The following is a 23158-nucleotide window of genomic DNA, read 5'->3' as shown; positions in this document are numbered from 1 at the left end:
GTGTCCGGGTTCACCGTCGCGCATGTCCTGAGCCGGCCGTCGCCCGCTCCGCGCATCTGAAGTTCCGCCGAACACCCATGTCAGTGGCGCTGTCGAACGCTGCCCATCAGAGGTGTCGTCGCACGCCCTCGTGAACGTCCCCGAGAGGACCGGACCATGTCGCTGTACCTATTCGAGTTCGTCCCCACCCGCACCGACCGTGACGGTGTCGCCGCACTGCTCGTCGAGATCGACAAGGCGGCCGGGAGCGCCCGGGCCGAGCTGATCGAGTCGCAGGTGACCGCCGGGCACGACCGGCTGTTCGCCGTGCTGGAAGCGGATGACACCACGGCATTGACGGCCGAGCTCGCCGCCGCGCGGCTCGACACCGCCACCGAGGTGGTCGGTCCCGACCAGGTGCGGCTCGTCGGTGCCGACCTGGCGCAGCTCAAGGCAGCCAAGCCCAGCGCGGGCTACCTCGTCGAATGGGATCTACCCGCCGAGCTGAGCATGGACGACTACCTGGCGCGGAAGAAGGCGAAGGCGCCGCGCTACGCCGATGTGCCCGAGGTGAGCTTCCTGCGCACCTACGTCCGCGAGGACATGGTGAAGTGTCTGTGCTTCTACGACGCCGCGGACGAGGACATCGTGCGCCGGGGCCGCGCCGCCGTGGACACCCCGATCGACCGGCTGCACGCCCTGGATACCGGGGCGGGTCAGCGATGAGTACGGCCACCGCGACGGTCGACGACACGGTGGACGAGGTCGCCGCGCGCTTCCGGGACCGCGCGGCGCGGGTGGACAGCGGCGACCAGCAAGTCGTCGACGGTCTGCGCTGGCTGGGGGAGCGGGACCTGATCGCGCCGCGCGGCGGTGGGCTGCCGTACGCGGTGAGCCTCGTCGAGCGGATCGCCGGTGAGTGCATGAGCTCGGCGTTCTCACTGTGGGCGCAGCGCATGGTGATCGAGTACCTCGGTCGCGGTGAGCCAGACTCCGGCGAGCTGCTCGGTGAACTGCTCGCCGGCCGGGTCGTCGGGTCCACCGCGATGGCGCCCGCGCTCGCCGACGTGGCCGGGCTCGGTCCGGTTCCGGTCACGGCCCGCCGGGCGGACGGCGGACTGCGCCTCACCGGGCCGATCCGCTGGGCGTCCAACCTCTTCCCCGACGCCGTGGTCGTGCTGCCGGTGCGGGTCGGGGACGGGGCCGACCGGGCGGTCGTGCGGCTGCGGCTGTCCGACCCGGGTGTCCAGGTCGATCCCCGCCCCGAGCTGCTCGCGCTCAACGGCACCGCGTCGTCCTCGGCGCTGCTGCGGGACGTGCACGTGCCGGGCGACGCGGTGCTGTCCTGGGACCTGCGCGCGTTCGTCGGTTCGATCAGGCCGACGTTCCTGCTCGTGCAGTCGGCGTTCTGCTCGGGTCTGGCCCAGCGCTCGACCGAGGAGACGAAGCGGCACCTGACCGGCCCGAACGCCGAGCTGACCGGGGAGGCGGAGCTGGTCGCCGCTCGAGCGGCGTCGGTGCATCGCCGGCTGCACGCGGGCGCGGCCGACGCGGCATCGCTGAGCTCGGCCGAGCTGTTGAGCCTGCGCCTGGACGCCGCGGCCGCCGCGTCGGCGGCGACCCGGTTGGAAGCCACCGTCCGCGGCGGCGCCGGATATCTCGCCGGCAGCGACGTGAGCCGACGGCTGCGCGAGGGTGCGTTCCTGCCGATCCAGGCCCCGACGGAAGGACAACTGCGGTGGGAACTGTCGCGCTCCGTCTGACCGCCGCCGCCAAGAGCTACGGCGACCGGGCCGTACTGCGAGGCCTCGACCTCGACGTGGTGAGGGACGGGCGCCTGGTGGTGCTCGGCCCGAGTGGTAGTGGCAAGTCCACTTTGCTGCGCGTTCTCGCCGGGCTCGAGGAGCTGGACTCCGGGCGGCTCAGCCGTCCGGACGAACAGCCGGCCTCGACCGCGGTGGTGTTCCAGCAGCCGCTGCTGATGCCGTGGCTCGACGTCCGGGAGAACGTCGAGCTCGGCGGGCGGTACAGCGCGAACCGGGGCCGTTTCGCGCGGGACGAGGTCGCCGGGCTGCTGGAGTTGTTCGGGCTGACCGAGTTCGCCGACGCACTGCCCGGGCAGCTGTCCGGCGGCCAGGCCCAGCGGGTGTCGATCGCCAGGGCGATGGCGGTGCGCCCGGACGTCCTGCTGCTGGACGAGCCGTTCAGCGCGCTCGACCCGGCGACCCGCACCGGTCTGCGGACCTGGCTGCGCGAGGCCGCGACCCGGCTGCGGGTGACGTTGGTCCTGGTCACCCACGACGTGGACGAAGCGCTGTACCTGGGGCAGACGATCACCGCGCTCGACGGTGCCGGTGGGATCGGCGAACGCTGGGACAACCCGATCGAGCCCGGGCACGACCAGCTCGCCGACCACCCGCTGCGGGCCGAGCTGCTGGCCAGCTACCGCTCACAGGTCGCGGCCGTGTCGAACCCGGTGGTGAGGACGGGATGAGCCCGCCGCTGAGCCGCCGGACGTTGCTGCGGGCGGGAGTGGCTCTGGGCGCGGTCGGCGGGGTGGCGGCCGCCGCGGACCTGGCGCTGGCCGGGCGGTCCACCGCGCGCACCGGCACACAGCTGCGGATCGGTTACCTGCCGATCACCGATGCGGCGCCGCTGCTGGTGGCCCATGCGCAGGGCCGGTTCGCCGGGGTGAGTGCCGCTCGACCGGTGCTGTTCCGTTCCTGGGAGTCGCTCGCGCAGGCGTTGCTCGCCGGCGAGCTCGACGTGGTGCATCTGCTGATGCCGTTCGCGGTCCAGCTGCGTTACGCCCTCGGCGCGAAGGTCAGGGTCGTCGCCTGGAACCACACCAACGGCTCGGCGCTCACCGTCGCCCCGACTGTGCGGGACGTCGGTGACCTGCGCGGACGTAGTGTGGCCATCCCGTTCTGGTGGTCGATCCACAACGTGATGGTGCAGCGGATGCTCCGGTCGGCGGGACTGCGGCCGGTGATCCGCGAGGTTCCGTCGGCGGCGGAGGGCACCGTCGGACTGGTGGTGATGAGCCCCGCCGACATGCTCCCGGCGCTGGACACCGGCGTCATCGGTGGCTACATCGTCGCGGACCCGTTCAACGCGGCCGCCGAGCTGCGCGGGGTGGGTCGCATCGCCCGTTTCGTGGGCGACGCCTGGCAGGACCACGCGTGTTGCGCGCTCGTCGTGCGCCAGGAGCTGATCGACACCGCTCCGCACGCGGTGCAGGCGGTGACCGACGCGGTGGCGGGTGCCCAGCTGTGGATCTCGGCGCATCGCGGCGACACCGCGGGCGTGCTGACCGGTGGCCGCTACCTGCCACAGCCGCTTCCCGCCGTGCGACGCGCACTGACCAGGTCCGGCACCGACCCCGCGTTGCTGGTGCGGCACCCGGACTGGCACGGCGAACGGATCGGCTTCGCCCCGTACCCGTTCCGCGGCTACACCGAGGCGCTGGTGGACGCCATGCGGGAGACCGTCGTCGACGGCGACCGGCGGTTCCTCGACTCGATCGACACCTCGACCGCGCACGACGTGCTCGTCGACGACCGTTTCGTACTGCGCAGCATGGCCTCCCTCGGCGGGCCGGCCGCGTTCGCGCTGCCCAGCTCCCTGTCCAGAACCGAAGAGGTGCAGTCGACATGACCCTGCTCGACACCACCGAGACCCCCGTCGCACGGGGGCGCACCGGAGCCAGGAGGCGGGGGTTCCTCCCACCGGCCGTGGCGGTCGCCGCCTCGGTGCTGCTGTGGTGGGCCGCCACCACGCTGCTGGCGGCGCCGGGCTCACTGCTCGCCGCATTCGCGCCGCAACGCGCGCTTCCCGCCGTGATCACTCTGCTGACCAGAGGTGTTCTGCTTCCGGACATCGCCGCGAGCCTGTGGCGCCTGCTCGTCGGCCTCCTGATCGCCACCGTCGTGGGGTTCGTCGTCGGTCTCGCCGTCGGCTCGGTCCCGGTGCTGGACGACGCCACGCGGCCGGTGTTCCAGCTGCTGCGCATGGTGTCGCCGCTGTCCTGGGCGCCGGTAGCGATCGGCCTGTTCGGCATCGGTCACCGCCCGGTGTTCTTCCTCGTCGCGGCGGCCGCGGTGTGGCCGGTCGTGTTGAGCACCTCGGCGGGAGTGCGCGCTGTCGAGCCCGGCCTGGTGATGGTCGCCCGCTCGCTCGGCGCCACCGGCCTGGAGCGGCTGACCAGCGTGGTGCTGCCCTCGGTGCGGCCGCACCTGCTGACCGGGGTGCGGCTCGCGCTGGGCATCGGGTGGGTGGTGCTCGTGCCGGCCGAGATGCTCGGTGTCACCTCGGGCCTTGGCTACGAGATTCTCAACGCGCGCGACCAGCTGGCCTACGACCAGGTCATGGCGGTCATCCTGGTCATCGGCGTCCTCGGCTACCTGCTCGACACCCTCGCCCGCCGCGCCCTGGCCCGCTGAGGACGACCAGCTACGTCGAGTTCCTTCGGACCAGTGACCACAAATACCACGGTACCGACCGTGCCCAGCTCGTTCTGAGCGATACAGGTGAACAAGCCGAGCATCGCCTTCGCCACATAGACCCGGTCCAACAGAAACCCATGTCGTCGTTCAAAATCAGTAATGAATTCGTCGAGCGCCGCTGATCTGCGAGCGAAGCCCCCGCAGTGGAACCGATGGTCCACGGTCCAGTTGCTGAGAATTCGCCCCGATGTCTCGCGTTGCAGGCGGACGATCTCGTCGTCGAGATACTCCACACCTCGCAAAACCGCATAGCCCAGAACCCGCTGGCCAGGACTGAGTCCCATGGAGAGTCCGGCGAGCGTCCCACCGGTTCCTACCGGGCAGACGACGAGGTCGAACGGCTCGGGAATCTCAGCAATCAGCTCAGCGCAGCCCAACAGGGCCGCCGGTGCGCTGCCGCCCTCAGGAATCAGATAGTGCTCGCCGAGTTCCGCCCGCAACATGGCCAGCACCGTGGAATCCGACTTACGCCGGTAGGTCGCGCGGTCGATGTAGTGCAGGCGCATCCCGTCCTCGACCGCGAGCGCCAAGCTCTCATTGAACGGCTGTTCTTCCCCACGAATCACACCAATCGTGGCGAAACCCATGTGACGTCCCGCGGCAGCTACCGCACGGATGTGGTTGGAGTACGCACCCCCGAACGTCAACAGTGTCGATGCTCCCCGCTGCCGCGCATCCGCCAGTTGGTACTTCAACTTGCGCCACTTGTTCCCCGGAAACTCCGGATGGATCAAGTCATCCCGTTTGAGCAGCAGACGGACGGAACCCAACCGTTCATCAGATAATTCGACCAACGGCGATGGCAAGCTAACTCCGACCGACCCAGCCACGTGGTCACTATGCCCTCTCTCGGACCGCTCCGGTGTGGCGCTATCCAGTTCAGTGGCGAACGGACTCCGCGCGTGAACGGACGCGACCCAACGCCAGCAGCAGCACCACCGTGGTGGCGAGCAGGACGACCGTGCTGGCCGACGCGCGGAACACGTCACCCCGGTCGCTGAGCGCGAAGATCGTCACCGGCAGGGTCCGCCAGCTGGGCGGGTAGATCATGATCGTCGCGCCCAGCTCGCCCATCGACAACGCCACGGCCAGCCCCGACGCGGCGGCGAGCGCCGGCAGCAGCAGCGGCAGGCGGATTTGCCACAGGACGCGCGCTTCGCTCGCCCCGAGGCCCCGGGCCGCTCTCGGCAGCTCCGGGTCGAGCCGGTGCAGGGCGGCCGCGACCGTGCTGAACGTGAACGCGAGCACCAGTACCGCGTGCGCGAGGATGACGATCCAGCGGGTTCCACCCAGCACCAGCGGTGCGCGGTTGAAGGCGATCAGCAGCCCGAGACCGATGACCACCGAGGGCACCGCGATCGGCAGGTGACACAGTGCCGAGGTCACCCGGCGGACCATGGGCGAGGCGTCGGCCGCCGCCAGCGCCGCCCAGGTCCCGACCAGCAGCGACGCTCCGCCCGCGAGGATCGCGGTCTGCACGCTGACCAGCAGGGACGCGAGCCCGTCCGGGTCGAGTGCCTCCGCCAGGTGCGCGCCGGTGAGCCCGGACGGCAGCGCCGAGGTCCAGGACTCGGCGATCGCCGCCACGAGCAGGGTGAGCAGCGGCGCGATCACCACCACGACGACGACCAGCGCGAACAGCGTCAGAACGACGGCTCTAGAGCCCCGGGACCACAGCAGCACGACCGGAACCTCCTCGGGTATCGAGCCGGGCGAAGGACGCCCGGTAGACGGAGTAGAGCGCGAGCGACAGCACGACCTGAGCGGTGGCCACGACCGACGCGGTCGGCAGATCGAGCGTGACGACGCCCCTCGTGTAGATCAGGACCGGCAGCGTGATGACGTCCTTCGCCCCGGTGAACAGCACGATGCCGAACTCGTTGAGCGCCAGCAGCAACACCAGACTGCCGCCCGCCGCCAGCGCGGGAAGCACCTCCGGCAGCACGATCTGACGCAGCACCCGCATCGGCCCCGCGCCGAGACTCGACGCCACGTCCAGCTGCTCGCGCGGCACGAGTGTCAACGCCGCGAGCAGCGGCCGGACCACGAACGGCGTGAAGAAGGTGACCTCGGCGAGCACGACACCCCACGGCGTCGTCAGCAGCGCGGGCATCCGGCCTCCGCCGAGACCGGCGACGACCGAGCTGAGCACCCCGGCGCTGCCGTACAAGAACGTGAACGCCAGCGTGATCAGGAAGGACGGGAGCGCGAGGACCGAGTCGATCAGCCGTCCGACGAGCCGAGCACCGGGAAACGGCACGAAGGCGAGCACCAGCGCGAGGAACGTGCCGAGAACAAGACATCCGATGGTGGTGCACACCGCGATCTGCGCGGTCCGCCCGAGCGCGTCGAGAAACGCGCCGGAGCTCAGCACCGAGCCCCACCGCTGCGCGCCCCGGCCGTCGCGTCCGGTCACCAACGACTCGGCCAGCACGGCGAGCATCGGCCAGGCGACCCCGACCACCACGACGGCGAGCGGTGCGTACCGCCAGAACAGTCCCAGCGCCCGCATTCGTGCCGGAGCCGGGGCGGGAGCGATCGGCCGAGGCGGGTCGAGTACCGCCATCACGAGTCCTCGGACACGAGTACCCCGGCGCCGTCCGGTACGTGCACCCCGATGCGATCGCCCACCGCATGCCTGGTCGCGCCCGGCTGGTCCACCTCGACCAGCAGGTCGGGCAGCGCGTCGACCGCGAGGCTCAGCCTGCTGTCCGGGCCCCGCCACTGCACCGTCTTGACCGTGGCGGGCAGTACGTCCGGTCCGAACGACGTCGAGGTGACCCGGATGGCGTGCGGCCGGACCGCGAGCAGCGCCGAGGAACCCGGGGGCAGGCCGTCCCCGGCGGCCACGATCTCGACCTCTCCGACCCGCACCCGAACACCGCCCGGATGTCGACCCGCCAGTACGACGGAGGGCAGCAGGTTGGCGCCGCCGAGGAACGCGGCGGTGAACCGGCTCGGTGGGTGTTCCCACAGCCGGCGCGTGTCGTCGACGTCGACCAGCGCACCGTCGCGCATCACGCCGATCCGGTCGGCGAGGGTGAGCGCCTCCACCTGGTCGTGCGTGACGTAGAGGATCGCGATGTCGGGCAGCTCGTCGCGCAGCCGCTGCAGCTCGGTCAGCATGCCGTGCCGCAGGTGCACGTCGAGCGCGGACAGGGGCTCGTCGAGCAGGAGCACGGGAGGCCGGATCGCGAGCGCCCTGGCGATCGCGATCCGCTGCTGCTGCCCGCCGGAGAGCTGGCTCGGGTAACGGGACGCGAAGTCCCGCATCCCGACGAGGTCGAGGACCTCGGTGACCCGCGCACCGACCTCGGCGCGCGGCAGCCGGCGGGCCCGCAACCCGAACGCGACGTTGTCGGCGACGCGCATGTGCGGGAACAGCGCGTAGGACTGCACCACGACGCCCAGCCCGCGCCGCGCCGGTGGCAGGTCCGTCACGTCGGCGCCGTCGACCAGCACCCGGCCCGCGACCGGCCGCAGGAAGCCGGCGAGGACCTTGAGCGCGGTGGACTTCCCGGAACCGCTCGGACCGAGCAGCGCCAGGGTCTCACCGGCCGGGATGTCGACGGTGAAGTCACGCAGCGCCCGTGTGTTCCCGTAGTCGGCGCCGACGCCGTCGAACCGCACGGCGGGTGGTCGGGCGGTCTCGGTGGCGCCGGGGAGGTGTTCGGTCATCGGCCTGGTCATGTGTTCGTCGCCTTGCGGTAGGCGTCCAGCTGGGTGTCGAGGTTCTTGGCGACGGAGTTCCAGTCCGGCTGCCAGATCTCCACACCCTGCATGAGCTGGGCGATCCGGGCAGCGACCGCGTCGGTCGGATGGACGTCGGCGCGCACCGGCACGCCGTACGCCTGCGCGCTCACCGTCTGCTGGACGGGGGCCGACAGCAGGAACTGCAGCAGCTTCCGTCCGTTGTCGGCGTGCGGCGCCCCGACCGCGAGACCGGCCGCGTACGGCAGCGAGAAGGTCGACCGGACACCTCGGTCGTCAGCGGGCCAGAAGACCTGGAAGTCGGCGTGGTCGGACAGGATCGACTGCAGGTTCATCTGCAGGTCGCCGTTGGCGACGAGCAGCTCACCCTTGGCGACCTTCGGCTGCAGTTTGCCGGTCGAGGAGGACGGACCCACCGAGCTGCGCTGCAAGCGGCTCAGATAGTCGAGCGCGCCTGCCTCGCCGTAGACGTGCTGCAGCTGCAGGAGCAGCGCCGTGCCGTCACCGGCCTCGCCCGGTGTCGAGTACTGGAGCTTGCCGGAGAACGCGGGATCGAGCAGCGCCTGCCAGGTGGTGGGTGCCGGCGACGACGCCGGATGGGCGATCATCACCGGGTAGTTGCCGACCAGCGACGTCCAGAGCCCACCGGGGTCGCGGTCCGCGGCCGGCACCGGAGTCAGGTCGACGCCGCTGGGCTGCAGCAGACCGAGCCCGGCCGCCTGCTGGATGAACGGCGGCAACGTGACCAGGACGTCGGCCTGCGGGTTCGGCCGTTCCTTGTCGACCCGGGAGACCACCTCACCCGACCCGGCCTCGATGTAGGTGACGGTGATGCCGGTCTGCTGGGTGAACTCGGCGAAGCGCTTCTGGTACCAGGGGCCGAGACCGTCCGCGCTGTAGACGGTGACGGTGCGGGCGTTGTCGCCGGACCCGGTTGGCGCCGTGCCACCGCAGGCGGCGAGGAGCGCGAGAACGCAGGTCAGGGGTATGGCCAGTAGTGCGGAACGGATGCGCATGGCGTCTCCTGGAGAGGCGGTCAGCGGTGCACGGGGGCGGAGAGCAACAGGTCGGGCAGCTCGGCGATCGAGCCGAGGACGTGGGTGGCGCCGGCTCCGCGAAGCGCGTCGGCGTCGTGCGCGCCGGTCAGCACGCCCGCGACGACCGAGGCACCGGAGCGGACACCGGACAGGACGTCGCTGCTGGTGTCGCCGGCCACCGCGATCGCGGCGACGTCGTCGACGCCCAGCCGCAGCAACGCGGTGAGGATCATGTCCGGGTAAGGCCTGCCCCGGCCGGCGTCGGCGGGGCAGAGCAGCAGATCGACCAGGCTCTCCCAACCGAGTGCCGAGACCAGCCGCGCCTGTGTCTCCCTGCCGAAGCCGGTGGTCAAGGCAACCGCGACACCGTGGTCGCGCAGGGTGGTGATGGCCTCGGGCGCACCGGGGATCGGGTGGGTGTGGCCGGCGTCCACCAGGTCGGCGTAGGTCTGTTCGAACACCGTGTTCGCCCGCTCGGCGCCGTTCGCGCCGACCAGCTCCCGGAACACCTCGATCTTGGACTGGCCCATCGTGTCCCTGATGTGGCTCCAGGCGTGTGGAGTGTCGGCGTCGGCGTCGGCCAGTGCGGCGGCGAACGCGCGCTCGACCAGCCCGTCGTCGGCGACCGTGGTGCCCGCCATGTCGAGCACGGCGAGTCGGATGCGGTGTGACTGCTCGGTCATCGGTCTCCTAAAGGTCTGCGAGGTCAGCGGTGCGTTCGGCGATGGCGGGGGACAGGGTCATGCCGCGCCCTCCCGGGCCGGTGACGATCCAGAGCCCCGGCTGGACCTCGCGGCGCACGACCACCTCGTCGGGATCGAGGCTCTGGGCGTAGACGCCTGCCCAGCGCCGACGCACCCGAGGCAACGGACGGCCGAGCAGCTCGGTGACCACGGTGGCGAGGTAGTCGTAGGGCGCTTCGTCGAGGTCGAACGGGAACGGCTCGTCGTAGCTGTGCGTGTCGCCGATGGTCAGTCCGCCGTCGGCTCGCTGCACACACAGCAGCTGCATGTGGTGGGCCGCAGCGACCGGTTGCTGCGGCTCCTCGGCGCGCAGGCGCTCCAGCGCGGCACCGGCGAATCCGGGGTAGTAGCGCAGCGAGTCCCCGTCCGCGAAAGCAGTCGTGAGTGGCTCGCCGAGCGGTTCGGTCTGCATCATCTGCAGCCGGACGCGGCGTACCGCCATCCCACCGGTCAGCTCAGTGGCCAGGCCGCCTAGTGCGGCGCCGGGGCAGAACACCACGAGATCCGCCGAATGCCGGTCGCCCTGGTCGTCCTCGACGGTCGTGGAACCGGTGATGCGCAGCGCCGTCCGGTTCGGCAGGTACCGGTAGCGGTCGGTCAGCAGCAGCTGCTCACGGATCGCGGGCAGTGCGACCCTCGACTCGACCGACGCGTCCTTCGCGCACCACAGAGCAGCGAGGAACTCACCGCGCAGCGCGGGGTTGCGCTCCCGCGCGGCGTGGGCGTCGAGCAGCTCGAACCCGCGGTGTCCCGCGTCCGGGCGGCTGGCCGCCTCCTTGGCGACGGCCACCTCGGCGTCGGTCCGCAGCACGGTCAGCGACCCTCGCGGACGGAAGCCGATGCCCGGAATCCGCTCGCCCAGCTCCTCCCACAGCTCGCGGGCCCGCAACGTCTCCGGGAGCTCGACCGCACTGCGCCCGGAGACCCAGATCAGCCCGAAGTTGCGGACACTCGCGCCTCGCGCCTCGGGCTCCCGTTCCAGGTGCACGACCTGGTGGCCGCGCTTCACCGCCTCGACGGCGTGCATCGTGCCGAGCACGCCGCCTCCGATCACCACAATCTGCATGCACCCACAATGACTGTTTGGTCTAGACCAAACATCCACGAATGAGTGAACGGAAGATGAAGTTTTGGTCTAGACCATTCTTGCTAGAGTGGTCGCATGGTGGGGAAGCACAGGGAAGTGTCGGCCGAGACGGCTGAGGTACTCCGGTCGCTGCGCGGGGTGTGGGACGAGGAGGCAGTGGACGAGCTGGACCACGCGCTCCTCGCCGCGGGGTACGCCGCGGCGAGGCATCCGGGAGACGACGAGCTCGTGGTCGCCGCGCTGCTGCACGACGTGGCGCACTCGCCGTTGCTCGCGGCGAGCGGACAGCCGCACGACCAGGTGGCACGCGACTGGCTCACGCCCAGATTCGGGCCGAGGGTCGGCTGGCTGGCCGGCGCGCACGTGGCGGCCAAACGACACCTCGCCCAGGTCGACCAGGCCTACGCCGATGCCCTGTCCGAGACCAGTGTCCGCTCGTTGGCGCGGCAGGGCGGCGTGGCTCCGGTCGGACCGGAATGGACCCGTCATCCGTGGTGGGACGCGGCCTTGGAGCTGCGACGGTGTGACGACGCCGCGAAGGATCCGAACGCGCCGGTACCGGAACTCCACTGGGCGATCGAGGTCGTCGACCGACTGGTCGGAGTGCCACGATGAGCGTCCAGGAGGCACGCGAGCCCAAGTACCGGGTCGTGGCCGATCATCTGGGGGCTCTGCTGGACGAGCTCGGCGAGGGCGCGGCGATCCCGCCGGAGCGGGAGCTGGCACAGCGCTTCGAGGTGTCCAGGGTGACGGTGCGTCAGGCGGTGCAGGAGCTGCTGGTGGCGGGCCGGTTGCGTCGTCAGGGCCGGGGCACCGTGGTCGCGGGACCGAAGGTCGTGCAGGCGCTCGCGCTCGGCTCGTACACCGAGGGGCTGCGCGACCAGGGCAGGCGGCCGGGCCGTCGCCTGGTCACCTCGGAGCGGATCGCCGCCTCGGACGAGTTGGCCGCCGAGCTGGACCTGCGCGAGGGTGCCTCGGTCGTGCATCTGGAACGCGTCCTGCTCGCGGACGACCTGCCGGTCGGCCTGGAGGACACCTACCTGCCGGAGGCCCGCTTCCCCCGGCTGCTCGCGGACTTCGATCCCAGCACGTCGTTGTACGTCTATCTGCGCGGTGTCGGCACGAGATTCGACGCGGCGACCGAGCGGATCGAGACGGTGCTGGCCGCCCCCCGTGAGGCACAGCTGCTCGCCACGAACCCGGGCGCACCCATGCTGCTGCTCAACCGGATCACCCTGGACAGCGACGGGCGTCCGGTGGAGCGCGTCCGTTCACTGTTCCGGGGCGACCGCTTCAGCTTCGTCACCACGCTACGGGCGCACGACTGACTCAGGGGCGGATCGTGCAGCCGGTGTCGCGTTCGGCTCGGTGGCTGAAGTTGCGCAGCGCGCGCAGGAAGTCGACCTCGCGGAACGCGGGCCAGAACGCCTCGCAGAAGTGCAGCTGCGAGTAGGCGCTCTGCCACAGCAGGAAGTTCGAGAGCCGCTGCTCGCCGCTGGTCCGGATCACCAGGTCCGGATCCGGGCGTCCCGCCGTGTAGAGCCTCCGCGAGATGTCCTGCTCGGTCAGCGACTCGGCGACCTCGGTGAGCGTCGCGCCCTCGGTGCCCCGGTCGTGCAGCAGCTCGCGGACCGCGTCGACCACTTCCTGGCGACCGCCGTAGCCGACCGCGAGTGTCAGGTGCCGGCCGGTGGTGATGTGCTGCGTCGTCTCCACAGCGTCCTTCAACGCGCGGGCGGTCGACGCGGGCAGCGCATCGAGCAGGCCGGCGACATGCACCCGCCAGCCGAGACTCGGCGCGGCGACGCGGGTCGCCACCACCTGCTCGATGACGTCCATGAGGAACGTGACCTCGGCGTCGTTGCGCCGCGCCAGGTTCTCGGTCGAGCACAGGTACACCGTCACGTGGTCGATGCCGGTGCGGGTACACCACCCGAGCACCTTCGTGACGTGCTCGGCGCCGTACCGGTGCCCGATGCTCGGGTTCGCCATACCCATCTGCCGGGCCCAGCGCCGGTTGCCGTCCATGATCAGCCCGATGTGGCGGGGCAACGTCGCGCCGGACAGCTGCCGGCGCAACAGATGGGCGTACCAGCGATAACCGAGATCGCGAACCAACGGCATGCTCGAACCAGCTCCCAGGAGACCGGTGGCCGAACCGTGTCGGGCGATCAGGGGGTGACCGCGGTGAACAGGAACGACAGGAATATCAGTAGATGCACGGCGCCCTGCAGCACGGTGGCGCGGCCGGCGACCACGGTAAGAGTACCGACCAGTGCACTGAGGGCGAGCAGGACCATCTCCGTGGGGTTCAGCCCGAGCACCAGCGGACCGGGCAGCCAGATCATCGCGACGGCGATGACCGGGATGGTCAGCCCGATGCTGGCGAGTGCGGAACCGAGCGCCAGGTTGTAGCTCGTCTGCAGGCGGTCCCGTGTCGCGGCCCTGACCGCGGCGAGTGTCTCGGGCAGCAGCACGACCAGCGCGATGGCCACACCCACCGCGGACAGCGGCGCCCCGATCGCGGTGACGCCGGACTCGATCGCCGGTGACACGGTCTTGGCCAGCCCCACCACGGCGACCAGTGAGATCGTCAACAGGACCAGGCTCAGCAACGCCGCGCGGGTCGACGGCGGCGGCAGGTGCACCTCGACCTCACCCTCGGTCGGCGGCTCGTCCTCAGCGGGTACCGGGAGGAAGTAGTCGCGGTGCCGGACCGTCTGGACGAACACGTACACCGAGTACAGCGCCAACGAGACGATGGCCGCGAACGCCAGCTGGCTGCCGGAGAACGTCGGGCCGAGCGAGCTGGTCGTGACGCTGGGCAGGACCAGACACAGGGTGGCCAACGCGACGACGGTGGCCAGCGCCCCACTGCTGCCCTCGGCGTTGAACGCGACGATCCCGTGCCGCAGTGCGCCGACCACGAGGCACAGACCGACGATCCCGTTGCAGGTGATCATCACGGCGGCGAACACGGTGTCCCGCGCCAGGCCGGCCGTGTCCGGGCCGCCACTGATCATCAGACTGAGGATCAGGCCCACCTCGATGACCGTGACGGCGACCGCGAGGATCAGCGACCCGAGCGGCTCACCGACCCGGTGCGCCACCACCTCGGCATGGTGGACCGCGACGAGAACCGCCGCGATCAGCACCAGCGCCACCACACCGACCAGCGCGGGAGCCAGATCGCGGCCCCAGACCAGCGCGAGCAGAATCAGTGCGGCGATCGGCGTGACGGTCGTGCGCCACGCGCTTCCGGTGTTCGACGTCTTGGTTGCGGCCACACCTCAAGGCTGCCACAACGTGATCGACGACCCCGTTCAGCTGGCCGTTCTGCGGTGCCGTCCGCCCAGTCCACGCCGACCGGCGAGGTGATCGACCGTGCCGGTGCCGGACGGTGAGGACGTCAGGCGGACGCTGTAGCGGCGCGCGCCCGGACCCCGGTCCGAGCTCCGCGTGATCCGGAGCTCGCGCAGCTCGTCGTAGATCGGCGTGTGGCTCACGGACGTCACCCTAACGATACGGATGGGGCGAGTGTTATCCACAACTGTGGACAACACTCTGTTCGCGGAGTCGCGACTTGAGCGGGCATCCGGACGAATTCCGGACCGGCGTCGCCGCCGCCGAAGCTACCCACAGTGAGCGTCAGGGCCGCGCGTACCAGCCGTAGAAGTCGCGGCTGGATGCGATGAAGTAGTGCTGTGGCGAGACCTGCTCGGCGGAGAACAGTCGGTACCCCGACGGTTCGCCCTTGGGGTTGCGATGGAAGTAGGTGCCGCTGACCCAGTTCGGGTTGATGTCCAGCTCCATGCCACGCACCACGCCCGCCGCCGCCAGCAGGTTCCCGAGGCTGCACACCGACAACGCGGGCCCGCCGACGTACACCTCGGCGCCGTCGGCGCGCACCCCGAACCCGGAGCGATGGATGTACGCCACCTGCCCGATCGTGCTGCCCCACTCGGCCGTCCCGCCGCTCGCGCAGGTCGGGTTGACCCGCCCGCCGTCGACGAGCAGGACCAGGTTCTGCCGCACGCTGGCGACCTCGGGTCCCATTCGCACGTCCTTGTTCCACGCCCCGACCTGGGCCGCGCCGTTCTTGTCGAGCACGAGGCTCGCCGCGCCGTCCCGCAGCGGCACAGCGGTCCGCCCCTCGCTGTAGTAGCCACCCCGGCTGGCGCCGTTCAACCGGAAACCCGCGTTGAACACCGCGACTGCCTGCCGCGCCAGCGACGGCGTGATCAGGTCGGGAGTGCGCCACTGACCGCCCGGGTCCAGCGAGCCCGGGTGCAGCTGACCCCGGACGTACGTCGGGTCGATCCACATGAGTCCCGCCGTGAACGCGGTGTGCTCGGCGTCCGGCCGCATGGTCGCAACCTCGACGGCCGGATGACCGTGGACCGCGGCGACCGGATGCCACACCCCTTCACCGGGCAAGGGAGTCAGATGGGCCACCGGCCGCAGCTCGGACGGTGGCGTCAGCCCGGCGCCGTGCCCCTGGGCCTTCGGACGGCCCGGCCGGACCACACCCTCCGGCGCGGTGATCCCGCCGGGTGGTTCCCCTCCGGTGGGTGGCGGCCGGTAGTTCTCCTGCTCCAGCCACGTGATCACACCGTCGAACCCGTGGTCACGCCCCCACTCGGCGAGCCGGGCCGCGACGCTGTCGCTCCCCGGCGCGGTCAACGCCCCGACCACCGACCAGCCGATGACGACCACGGCGACGGCGAGCACCCCGATCACCGACCGCCAGAGCCAGGCCCGCGACCGCGAAGCGGGTTCGGGGAGTTCGGGCAGGGGTGGCGAGGCGGGGTCCCGCGAGCGGAGGAGTGGCACCGAACCAGTCTCCGACGCGGATGCTGAGAGCCCGCCGGGGTTGCGCCCCGCGCCCGCGCCGCTCCGTGCTCGATCGGGGTTCTCCTGGGGCCGCGGCTACTCACGGTAGTTCCATACTGAATAGATTCGAGTAAACGTAACAATAAGGTGAAGAAATAAATACCCGGAGTAGCTAACCTCGTCACCTTCGCTCATCACTCTCGTTGATCTCGCTGGATATCAGTGGAAAGGACGGGAATGGTAAGGAACAGCGGTTCGGGTGTTCGGCGGGTCTCGATACCGGTACGGATCGCGTCGGTGACGGCGACCGTGCTGCTGACCGCCCTGGCATTCGCCGCACCGGCTCTGGCCGACGACAACGACAACGACCACGACGGCGATCGAGGCCGGCAGAGCTCGAACGACAGCGGAGTGATCGCCGGAACCCCCTGCACCGACACCGCCCGGGCCTGCGTCGACCTCAAGAGCCAGAAGGCGTGGCTCATCGACGAGGACGGCAACATCGACCGGGGACCGGTGTCGGTGAGCTCCGGGTCACCCAAGGAGCCGACCCCCGTCGGCACGTTCAACGTGCAGTGGAAGGACAAGGCGCACAAGAGCGCCGAATTCAAGCTGCCGAACGGACAGGGTGCACCGATGCCCTACGCGGTGTTCTTCGCCGAAGGCGGCGTGGCCTTCCACGGCGGTAGCGTCAGGCGAGCCTCAGCAGGCTGTGTCCACCTGAGCGACGCCGACGCCACAGCTTTCTACGACAAGCTCCAACTGGGCGACGAGGTCCAGGTGCACTAGCCTTTGGCCTGGTTTCGCGCGGAGTTTTTCTGTGACCACCCCCTCGGCTTCGCCGTCGGGGGTACTCCCAGAAAAACAAGCCGACTTCGTCGGCCGGGCGCGCGCTTGTCTGGTTGCGTTTTGCTTCGCCTGTTGCGTTTTTGCAGTGCTTCGCACTGAACCCCCTTGCGGGGTGACTTGCGGAGCCAGCTGTGTGGGTGGTGTGGTCCCGCGGTGTTTGCATGATCAGCACGGTGTGGTGGCTGATTTTCCGCGCGAGATTAGCCACCAGGCCGTGGTGATCAAGGAAACGCCGACACCGCGCACAGCGTGGTGGGGGGAGGTGCGCGGCGTCACCAATGTTGATCACCAAACGTGCGCACTGCACCCGGTGGGGCGCGGCGCAGCCGTGACCGTCTTTGGCGCCGCAGTCTTCCCCGTTCCCGCGATCCCCGCCAGCTGGCGGGGACACAGTGGAGCTCACCGCGAGACGGGCAGCATCACAGTGATGGTCGTGCCTTCCCCAGGTGTGCTGCTCAACGTGAGAGACCCCTGGTGCTTGCCGGTCCGCTCGCGCATCGACTGCAGCCCCAGGTGGCCGGGCCGAGAAGCAGCGGTGTCGAACCCGACTCCGTCGTCATGAACTTCGAGCAACACCTCGTCGCCGATGACCGACAGCCGCAGCCGGACCTGTTTCGCGTGCGCGTGCTTCACCGTGTTGTGCAGCGCTTCCTGCGCGATCCGGTACAGGGTCTCCTTCAGGTCGAGAGCGAGCGAGGGTTCGGTGCCCAGCTCGGCGCTGACCTCCAGCTGGTGGCGGGCACGCAGCACGGCGACCCGCTTCTCCAACGCCGCGACCAGACCTTCGTTGGCCAGCGATTCCGGCCGCAGCTCGAAGATCAGGGAACGCATCTCGGTCATGCCGGCCTCGGCCAGCGCCAGCACGTAGTCGAGTGGCTCCGCGACCTGGTCGGGCTTGTGCTCCGCCAGTGTTCGAGCGGTCCGGGCACCCAGCGCGATGCCGTACAGGGCCTGCGACACGGAGTCGTGCAGCTCCCTGGCCAGGCGTTGACGCTCCTCCAGTCCCGCCTTGCTCTGCGCTTCCGCCAGCAGGGTCGTGTTCACCACGGCGACCGACCCCTGGTCGGCGACCGCCTTGAGGAACGCGAGGTCGTCCGCCGACGGTTCGGTGCCGCGCGGGTAGTAGGCGCGCACCGAACCGAGACGTCCCTGCTGCGACTCGAACGGGATGATCGCCACGGTGTCCCACTCGACCTGGCTCAACAGCGGATGAAGATCGGCGTACTCGGGGTTGGCCAGCGCGTCGCGCACCGCGTTCCGCACGATCAACGGCCCCGAGGAGGTGTACTCGCGGGGGACGACGTTCAGGCGCTGCTTGCGGCCCTGCTCGACGGCCTCCATGTACCCGTCCGGCAGGCCTGACGTGGCGAAGATGCGGAACGTGCCGCTCGCCCGGTCGAGCACGTAGGCGGAGCCGGCGACGGCCGGAGTGGACGCGACGATCGCCCGCACGATCACGTCGAGCGTGTCGGACAGCGCCTGATTGACGGTGAGGCTCGCGGCGATCGTGGACAGCGCGGTGAGGCGTTTCTCCAGCAGCTCGAAGGCCTGGGTCCGCTCGGTGTCGTCGCGCACCACGCTCAGCACGTGCGGACGTCCCTGGAAGGTGAACGCCGAACCCTGGACCTGGACCGGGAATGTGCTGCCGTCCTTGCGTACGTCCAGCTCCTGGGACCGGGGCCGCGCGCCGCCGAGGATCGCATCCGTGTACGCGCTGCGCTCCTGGTGGAAGTCCGGATGAATCCACGTGCTGGCCCTGCGGCCGATCAGCTCCTCGGGCTGGTAGCCGTGCATGCGGTAGAACGCCGGATTCGCCCGCACGAGGCGCCCGTCCAGGTCGGTGATGACCAGACCGTCACCGGTCGCCTCGAACACCTGCCGGTACTGCGCCTGCTGCTCGCGTAGCTGGTCCTCGGCCCGCTGGCGGTGCACCGCGGCGCTCAATGTGCTCGCCGCGGCGCGCAGTGCCCCGATCTCCGCCGCCGACCATGTGCGCTCGTGCTCGCACTCGTCGAAACCGATGAAGCCCCACCACCGGCCACCCACGAACACCGGCACGAGAACCATCGACCGGATGCCCTGCTCCTCGAGCACCTGGCGCCGCGCGGGAGGCAGGTCGGACACGTTGCCCGCGATGACCTTGCCGGCACCCAGCTGCTGCGCGGCCTCGGCGAAATCGGAGTCGCGGTAGGAGATCGCGGCCAGTGCCGGGTTGTTGATCTGTGGTTCGACCCCGGCGGCCACCCACTCGTGCGACTGGCTGGTCCACCGGGAGCCGTCCGCGCCCTGGAAGTTCTCGAAGATGTAGACCCGGCTGGTCGTCGTCGCGCGGCCGAGCTGCTCCATCACCTCGTAGATGTTGGCCCGCCACGACGACCTGGACTCCAGGAAGCGCTGCGCGGCGAACCGGACCGCGTCGAGGATCGCGTCCCGCCGCTGCAGCTCGGCTTTCGCCTCCTCGCGGTCGGTGATGTCCCGAGCGGTCAGCACGATCCCCTCGACGTCGGGATCCTCGAGGAGGTTGACCGGAACGACCTCGAACATCCGCCACGTGTGGTTCTTCAGCTGCAGTCGGCAGCGGAAGACGGGACCTTCACCCGAGGTGCGGGCACAGCGGGTCAGCAGTCCTCTGACCTGGGCGCGATCGTCCGGATGCACCTGATCGGTCACGTCGGAGGCGTCGACCTCGGCCTCGGGCACGTCGAGCAGCCGCCGAACCGACGGCGCCGCGTACCGCAGCCGGCGCGCGGCGTCGATGACCAGCGTGATGTCCGACGAGTTGCGCAGGATCGACCGCAACCGGCGCTCGTTGTGCTGCACCCGCTCGTCGGCCTTGGTCCGATCGGTTGCGTCCGTGGTGATCTGGACGACGCCGATCACCTGGTCGTCGCGACGTAACGGTACGAGCAACAGGTCCCAGTAGGACCGAACCCCGCCCAGGTCGTGGGGTACGCCCCGGTACCACCGGGTGCCGCCGCGCAGGACGGGCGCGGCCACCGCGCGTAGGCGTGGTTCGGCGGCGGGGAAGTAGTCGAAGAGACTGCGCCCCGGGCGCAGCGGCGTGTGCTGTGCGTCCCGGTGCCGGTCGACGAGATCGGCGAACGTGTCGTTGAACTTGCGCAGGATCAGGTCGCGGTCGTAGACGGCGACGCCGAGCGGAGCCCGGTGGAACAGGACGTCCAGCAGGTCGGCGTCGACCGGGGGATCACCGGCGGGGACCTGCCATCCGGTCGAGCCGTCGCCGGGCGAGCTCATGTCGGGTCGCTGAGCTCGGATTCCGGTACCAGCCCGATTCGCACCGCGTAGAGCGCAGCCTGGGTGCGACTCTGCAGACCGAGCTTGCTGAGGACGTGGCTGACGTGTGTCTTCACCGTGCGCTCGCCGATGCTGAGGGTCCGGCCGATCTCACGGTTCGTCATGCCCTTGGCCAGCGCGCGCAGTACCTCGGTCTCCCGGTCGGTGAGGATCTCCGGGCTGTTCGGGCTGCGCACCTCACGCACGAGCCGGGCGGCGGCCTCCGGCGCGAGCTGGACCTGGCCGAGTGCCGCCGCTTTGATCGCCTTGCAGAGCTGCTCGGCCTGCGTGTCCTTGAGCAGATAGCCGACCGCGCCCGCCTGGACCGCGCCGACGACCGAGGCGTCCTCCAGCACGCTGGTCAGCGCGAGCACCTCGGTGGAGGGGATTTCGTCGCGAATGCGCTGGGTCGCGGTGATCCCGTCGGTGCCCGGCATCAGCAGGTCCATCAACACCACGTCGGGCGTCAACGCCCTGGTCATCCGAATCGCCTCGGCGCCGTCGCACGCCTCGCCGACGACCTCGAGGTCCGGGTCGAGGCCGAGGAACATGCGCAGACCCTGCCGGACCACGCTGTGGTCGTCCGCGATGAGCACCCGAACGGGCATACCCACCTCCGTCTGATGGCCGATACCGCCTCGGTCGAAGGCTGGTGGCTACTCGTCCGCAGGCCGTTTGTCCCGGCGTGCCGACTACCCGAGTCTAAGGGTGTGGCAGATCGCGCGACGATACGGCTGCTGCTGGTCGATGACCAGCCGGCGGTCCGGCGTGGTCTGCGCATGTGGCTGGGGCTCGAGCCCGATCTGGAGATCGTCGGGGAGTCCTCGGGCGACGTGGACGTCTGCCCGCTCATCGACGCCGTGCACCCGGATGTCGTGCTGATGGATCTGGAGATGCCCGGCCCCGGCGGCATGAGCATCACCGCCCAGGTGCACGCGCGCGAACCCGACCTGCCCGTGGTGGTGCTGAGCCTGCACGACGACGCCCGCATGCGAACGCTCGCGTCGCTGGCCGGCGCGGCCGCGTTCGTGGCGAAACACGACGCCGCGCCGCGCCTGCTGAACACGATCCGTGCCTGCGCGCGCTCCTACCGCAACCACCCATGAGCCCAACGAAGATCACCACCGCCTGAGGGCTGTTTCCGCACGGGAAATCAGCCCTCAGACGGTGGTGATCTTGGGCGTCGGGCTTACGGGTTCTTGTGGATGTGCACCGTGACGTTCATGCCGGGTACCAGCGCCAGGCCGTTGGTGTTGGTGAACGCGATCTTGATCGGGATGACCTGGGTGACCTTCTGGAAGTTGCCCGAGCTGTTCGACTCGGGGAACAGCGAGAAGACGCCGGCGGCCGAACCCTGGATCTCCTGCACCACGCCGGTGACCGGCGTGCTGGAGAAGGCGTCGACGCTCACATCCACCTGCGCACCGGGGTGCACGTCCTGGACGTCGGTCTCGTCGACCCGGGCGGTCACGTAGATCTTGCTGAAGTCGTAGGCGGTGGCCAGCTCCTTGCCGGCGGTGACGAACGAACCCTCGACACCGTTGTTGACCGCGACCGTGCCGTTGCCCGGGGCCTTGATGATCTTCTGGGACTGCATGCTGCCCTGCACCTGGATGCGCCCGACCGCCTGGTTCTCCTTCACGGAGCTGCCCTGGTTGATGGACCAGCTGGTGAGGGTGCCGGTCATCGGGGCGTTGATGCTGATCTTGTCGCCGTCGACCTGCGCGTTGTCGGTGGTGACGAACTTGCTGGAGTACAGGAAGTACGCGCCACCGAAGCCGAGCGCCGCGAGGAGCGCGATGATGCCGATGATGATCAGCGCGATCCGGCTGGACCGCTTCATCTTCTTCTTCGGCGGGGCGGCGGGCTCGGCGGCGACGGGTGCCGCCCCGTTCGAGCCGTTCGCGCCGTTCTGATCATGCTTCTGCTCGGTCGCGGTACTACTCGAAGCAGCATCTGGGCCCGCCATGCCTGGCCTCCGTTCGGGTGGTGTGGTTACACGAGGTCACGCTCGGGCGTGCCCAACTGCTTAGTAAACGCACCGTACCTTATTTCCATTCCATGCGTTGGTCACCTCAGTGGGCGAGAGTTGGGAGCATTGGTGTGACTCCGATGGGGATTGGCTCTAGGCGGTTCAGGGTCGCCGCCGTAGGGCTGCTGTGCGTGGTCGTGGCGGGGGTGTCGGCCTGTGGGTCGCCGACGACCGCGCCGCCGACGGCCAAGGTGCAGCGCGGCACGGTGGCGAACATGGTGTCGGCTTCGGGCGCGTTGGCTCCGGTGACCTCGCAGAACCTTGGCTTCTCCAAGGGCTCGAAGCTGGTTGAGCTCAACGTGCGGGTCGGAGACGTCGTCAAGCCCGGCCAGCTGCTGGCCCGCGAGGACGACTTCGGGTTCCGGCAGACCCTGAACAAGAACCAGGCGCTGCTCGACAGCGCGCAGGCGAAGCTCGACCAGGCCACGAACAGCCCCCAGGCCGACGGCGCCGAGAAGGCCGCCGACCAGGCGCAAGAGGTGTACGACAAGGCCCAGAAGGTCTACGACAAGACCGTGGCGGTGAGCGAGAAGAAGGTCGACGCTCAGCGCAGGACGTACAAGAACGCCGCGAAGTCGTACAACACGGCGAAGAAGGCCTACTACGACTGCCTCAACAAGCCGGCTCCGAAAGCGGTCTCGGACGACCCGGAACAGGCACCGGATGGCCCCATGGGCGATCCGACGGCTGATGCCGCGGGAGCTGCGGGCTCCGCGGCGCCCGGTTCGGGTGCCGGCGCGAGTTCCAGTGGTCTGCTTGGTGGCCTCGGGTCCACGATGACCTGCGATGACGAGAAGAAGGCCTACACCGACGCCAAGACGGCGCTGGGCACGGCGCGGGACAACTACCGCCTGCAGAAGGTGACCTACGAGTCCGAGAAGGCCAAGGCCCAGCTGGACCGGGAGACGGCGCAGCAGAACAAGATCACCGTCGAGAACACGGCCGACCAGGCTGTCTCGGACCGCCCGTCCAACATCGCGGCTGCCGCGGCGGCGGTTGCGTCGGCTCAGGCGGATGTTGCGGCGGCGCAGCGGGATGTGGACAACACCCTGTTGTACGCGCCGGTCGGCGGTACGGTCTCGACGATC

General features: G+C 69.9%; 24 protein-coding genes. 10 read left to right on the top strand and 14 right to left on the bottom strand.

Annotation, left to right across the window (positions count from 1 at the left end):
* Positions 1 to 156 precede the first annotated feature (156 nt).
* From G406_RS0100125 to G406_RS43765, 5 genes are read left to right on the top strand one after another with little or no spacing between them, the layout of a single operon-like run.
* Positions 157 to 705, top strand: a complete 549-nt coding sequence (locus tag G406_RS0100125) for a DUF4242 domain-containing protein (protein WP_028932196.1) — start codon at positions 157 to 159, stop codon at positions 703 to 705.
* Complete coding sequence (locus G406_RS0100120; RefSeq protein WP_028932195.1) at positions 702 to 1742, top strand: acyl-CoA dehydrogenase family protein; 1041 nt, start codon at positions 702 to 704, stop codon at positions 1740 to 1742. The genes G406_RS0100125 and G406_RS0100120 overlap by 4 nt, the downstream gene beginning before the upstream one ends.
* Complete coding sequence (locus G406_RS0100115; RefSeq protein WP_028932194.1) at positions 1718 to 2473, top strand: ABC transporter ATP-binding protein; 756 nt, start codon at positions 1718 to 1720, stop codon at positions 2471 to 2473. The genes G406_RS0100120 and G406_RS0100115 overlap by 25 nt, the downstream gene beginning before the upstream one ends.
* On the top strand, positions 2470 to 3636 hold the full coding sequence (locus G406_RS0100110; protein WP_028932193.1) for an ABC transporter substrate-binding protein: 1167 nt from the start codon (positions 2470 to 2472) through the stop codon (positions 3634 to 3636). The genes G406_RS0100115 and G406_RS0100110 overlap by 4 nt, the downstream gene beginning before the upstream one ends.
* On the top strand, positions 3633 to 4421 hold the full coding sequence (locus G406_RS43765) for an ABC transporter permease (RefSeq protein WP_037074546.1): 789 nt from the start codon (positions 3633 to 3635) through the stop codon (positions 4419 to 4421). The genes G406_RS0100110 and G406_RS43765 overlap by 4 nt, the downstream gene beginning before the upstream one ends.
* On the opposite strand, the gene G406_RS43760 is transcribed toward G406_RS43765, so the two are convergent.
* The 7 genes from G406_RS43760 to G406_RS0100070 are packed head-to-tail and all read right to left on the bottom strand — an operon-like array spanning position 4379 to position 11041.
* The gene (locus tag G406_RS43760) at positions 4379 to 5314 is read right to left on the bottom strand and encodes a 1-aminocyclopropane-1-carboxylate deaminase/D-cysteine desulfhydrase (RefSeq protein ID WP_051341234.1); all 936 of its coding nucleotides are present in this window, start codon (positions 5312 to 5314) and stop codon (positions 4379 to 4381) included. The two genes, G406_RS43765 and G406_RS43760, sit on opposite strands and share 43 nt — an antisense overlap.
* 49 nt (positions 5315 to 5363) lie before the next feature.
* Complete coding sequence (locus G406_RS0100095) at positions 5364 to 6167, bottom strand: ABC transporter permease (protein WP_028932192.1); 804 nt, start codon at positions 6165 to 6167, stop codon at positions 5364 to 5366.
* Positions 6142 to 7050, bottom strand: a complete 909-nt coding sequence (locus G406_RS0100090; RefSeq protein ID WP_051341233.1) for a 2-aminoethylphosphonate ABC transporter permease subunit — start codon at positions 7048 to 7050, stop codon at positions 6142 to 6144. The genes G406_RS0100095 and G406_RS0100090 overlap by 26 nt, the downstream gene beginning before the upstream one ends.
* Positions 7050 to 8174 (bottom strand): ABC transporter ATP-binding protein, encoded by a 1125-nt coding sequence (locus tag G406_RS0100085; protein ID WP_028932190.1) that lies wholly within the window; start codon positions 8172 to 8174, stop codon positions 7050 to 7052. The genes G406_RS0100090 and G406_RS0100085 overlap by 1 nt, the downstream gene beginning before the upstream one ends.
* Complete coding sequence (locus tag G406_RS0100080) at positions 8171 to 9211, bottom strand: 2-aminoethylphosphonate ABC transporter substrate-binding protein (RefSeq protein WP_028932189.1); 1041 nt, start codon at positions 9209 to 9211, stop codon at positions 8171 to 8173. Before G406_RS0100080 ends, G406_RS0100085 begins: the two co-directional genes overlap by 4 nt.
* Before the next feature lie 20 nt (positions 9212 to 9231).
* The gene (locus tag G406_RS0100075) at positions 9232 to 9915 is read right to left on the bottom strand and encodes a phosphonatase-like hydrolase (protein ID WP_028932188.1); all 684 of its coding nucleotides are present in this window, start codon (positions 9913 to 9915) and stop codon (positions 9232 to 9234) included.
* Between the two features lie 7 nt (positions 9916 to 9922).
* Entirely contained in the window at positions 9923 to 11041 is a 1119-nt protein-coding gene (locus G406_RS0100070) for a TIGR03364 family FAD-dependent oxidoreductase (RefSeq protein ID WP_028932187.1), read from the bottom strand.
* A gap of 96 nt (positions 11042 to 11137) precedes the next feature.
* Between G406_RS0100070 and G406_RS0100065 the strand changes: the two genes are divergently transcribed.
* Positions 11138 to 11677: an HD family phosphohydrolase gene (locus G406_RS0100065; RefSeq protein ID WP_051341230.1), complete on the top strand. Its 540-nt coding sequence runs from the start codon at positions 11138 to 11140 to the stop codon at positions 11675 to 11677.
* A complete protein-coding gene (locus G406_RS43755) occupies positions 11674 to 12390 on the top strand; it encodes a GntR family transcriptional regulator (protein ID WP_051341228.1) in 717 nt (238 codons plus the stop codon). The genes G406_RS0100065 and G406_RS43755 overlap by 4 nt, the downstream gene beginning before the upstream one ends.
* Before the next feature lies 1 nt (position 12391).
* Here the strand turns inward: G406_RS43755 and uppS are convergent, their stop codons facing one another.
* From uppS to G406_RS0100040, 4 genes are all read right to left on the bottom strand, one after another.
* Positions 12392 to 13186: a polyprenyl diphosphate synthase gene (gene uppS, locus G406_RS43750; protein ID WP_051341226.1), complete on the bottom strand. Its 795-nt coding sequence runs from the start codon at positions 13184 to 13186 to the stop codon at positions 12392 to 12394.
* A gap of 47 nt (positions 13187 to 13233) precedes the next feature.
* A complete protein-coding gene (locus tag G406_RS0100050; protein ID WP_028932185.1) occupies positions 13234 to 14349 on the bottom strand; it encodes a calcium:cation antiporter in 1116 nt (371 codons plus the stop codon).
* A 36-nt stretch (positions 14350 to 14385) separates the two neighbouring features.
* Positions 14386 to 14568: a hypothetical protein gene (locus G406_RS0100045; protein WP_156934614.1), complete on the bottom strand. Its 183-nt coding sequence runs from the start codon at positions 14566 to 14568 to the stop codon at positions 14386 to 14388.
* A 142-nt stretch (positions 14569 to 14710) separates the two neighbouring features.
* A complete protein-coding gene (locus G406_RS0100040) occupies positions 14711 to 15895 on the bottom strand; it encodes a hypothetical protein (protein WP_156934613.1) in 1185 nt (394 codons plus the stop codon).
* Between the two features lie 237 nt (positions 15896 to 16132).
* Between G406_RS0100040 and G406_RS43745 the strand changes: the two genes are divergently transcribed.
* Positions 16133 to 16684, top strand: a complete 552-nt coding sequence (locus G406_RS43745) for a L,D-transpeptidase (protein WP_051341224.1) — start codon at positions 16133 to 16135, stop codon at positions 16682 to 16684.
* Between the two features lie 459 nt (positions 16685 to 17143).
* Here the strand turns inward: G406_RS43745 and G406_RS53500 are convergent, their stop codons facing one another.
* Both G406_RS53500 and G406_RS0100025 read right to left on the bottom strand, forming a co-directional pair.
* Complete coding sequence (locus tag G406_RS53500) at positions 17144 to 19999, bottom strand: PAS domain S-box protein (protein ID WP_051341222.1); 2856 nt, start codon at positions 19997 to 19999, stop codon at positions 17144 to 17146.
* Positions 19996 to 20646, bottom strand: coding sequence for a response regulator (locus G406_RS0100025; RefSeq protein WP_028932181.1), 651 nt, complete (start codon positions 20644 to 20646; stop codon positions 19996 to 19998). Before G406_RS0100025 ends, G406_RS53500 begins: the two co-directional genes overlap by 4 nt.
* A 102-nt stretch (positions 20647 to 20748) precedes the next feature.
* Here G406_RS0100025 and G406_RS43735 point away from each other — a divergent pair, with 102 nt between their 5' ends.
* Positions 20749 to 21144, top strand: a complete 396-nt coding sequence (locus tag G406_RS43735; protein ID WP_051341220.1) for a response regulator — start codon at positions 20749 to 20751, stop codon at positions 21142 to 21144.
* A gap of 83 nt (positions 21145 to 21227) precedes the next feature.
* On the opposite strand, the gene G406_RS0100015 is transcribed toward G406_RS43735, so the two are convergent.
* Positions 21228 to 22007, bottom strand: a complete 780-nt coding sequence (locus tag G406_RS0100015; protein WP_211241004.1) for an HlyD family efflux transporter periplasmic adaptor subunit — start codon at positions 22005 to 22007, stop codon at positions 21228 to 21230.
* A gap of 143 nt (positions 22008 to 22150) precedes the next feature.
* On the opposite strand from G406_RS0100015, the gene G406_RS0100005 reads away from it, so the two are divergent.
* On the top strand, positions 22151 to 23158 hold a 1008-nt coding region (locus G406_RS0100005), incomplete at its 3' end, for an HlyD family secretion protein (protein ID WP_211241003.1).

Origin of the sequence: Actinospineispora spinosispora DSM 44797, assembly GCF_000429025.1 — a bacterium.
GTDB lineage: Bacteria > Actinomycetota > Actinomycetes > Mycobacteriales > Pseudonocardiaceae > Pseudonocardia > Pseudonocardia spinosispora.
This window is presented reverse-complemented; position numbering and strand designations above follow the sequence as displayed.

What these genes read in the sequence shown, in the direction of transcription:
- G406_RS0100015 (WP_211241004.1), bottom strand. Translation starts at nt 22,007, where the DNA reads ATGGCGGGCCCAGATGCTGCTTCGAGTAGTACCGCGACCGAGCAGAAG.
- G406_RS53500 (WP_051341222.1), bottom strand. Translation starts at nt 19,999, where the DNA reads ATGAGCTCGCCCGGCGACGGCTCGACCGGATGGCAGGTCCCCGCCGGT.
- G406_RS0100065 (WP_051341230.1), top strand. Translation starts at nt 11,138, where the DNA reads ATGGTGGGGAAGCACAGGGAAGTGTCGGCCGAGACGGCTGAGGTACTC.
- G406_RS43755 (WP_051341228.1), top strand. Translation starts at nt 11,674, where the DNA reads ATGAGCGTCCAGGAGGCACGCGAGCCCAAGTACCGGGTCGTGGCCGAT.
- G406_RS0100025 (WP_028932181.1), bottom strand. Translation starts at nt 20,646, where the DNA reads ATGCCCGTTCGGGTGCTCATCGCGGACGACCACAGCGTGGTCCGGCAG.
- G406_RS0100125 (WP_028932196.1), top strand. Translation starts at nt 157, where the DNA reads ATGTCGCTGTACCTATTCGAGTTCGTCCCCACCCGCACCGACCGTGAC.
- G406_RS0100070 (WP_028932187.1), bottom strand. Translation starts at nt 11,041, where the DNA reads ATGCAGATTGTGGTGATCGGAGGCGGCGTGCTCGGCACGATGCACGCC.
- G406_RS43745 (WP_051341224.1), top strand. Translation starts at nt 16,133, where the DNA reads ATGGTAAGGAACAGCGGTTCGGGTGTTCGGCGGGTCTCGATACCGGTA.
- G406_RS0100075 (WP_028932188.1), bottom strand. Translation starts at nt 9,915, where the DNA reads ATGACCGAGCAGTCACACCGCATCCGACTCGCCGTGCTCGACATGGCG.
- G406_RS0100110 (WP_028932193.1), top strand. Translation starts at nt 2,470, where the DNA reads ATGAGCCCGCCGCTGAGCCGCCGGACGTTGCTGCGGGCGGGAGTGGCT.
- G406_RS0100120 (WP_028932195.1), top strand. Translation starts at nt 702, where the DNA reads ATGAGTACGGCCACCGCGACGGTCGACGACACGGTGGACGAGGTCGCC.
- G406_RS0100090 (WP_051341233.1), bottom strand. Translation starts at nt 7,050, where the DNA reads ATGGCGGTACTCGACCCGCCTCGGCCGATCGCTCCCGCCCCGGCTCCG.
- G406_RS0100080 (WP_028932189.1), bottom strand. Translation starts at nt 9,211, where the DNA reads ATGCGCATCCGTTCCGCACTACTGGCCATACCCCTGACCTGCGTTCTC.
- G406_RS0100085 (WP_028932190.1), bottom strand. Translation starts at nt 8,174, where the DNA reads ATGACCAGGCCGATGACCGAACACCTCCCCGGCGCCACCGAGACCGCC.
- uppS (WP_051341226.1), bottom strand. Translation starts at nt 13,186, where the DNA reads ATGCCGTTGGTTCGCGATCTCGGTTATCGCTGGTACGCCCATCTGTTG.
- G406_RS43765 (WP_037074546.1), top strand. Translation starts at nt 3,633, where the DNA reads ATGACCCTGCTCGACACCACCGAGACCCCCGTCGCACGGGGGCGCACC.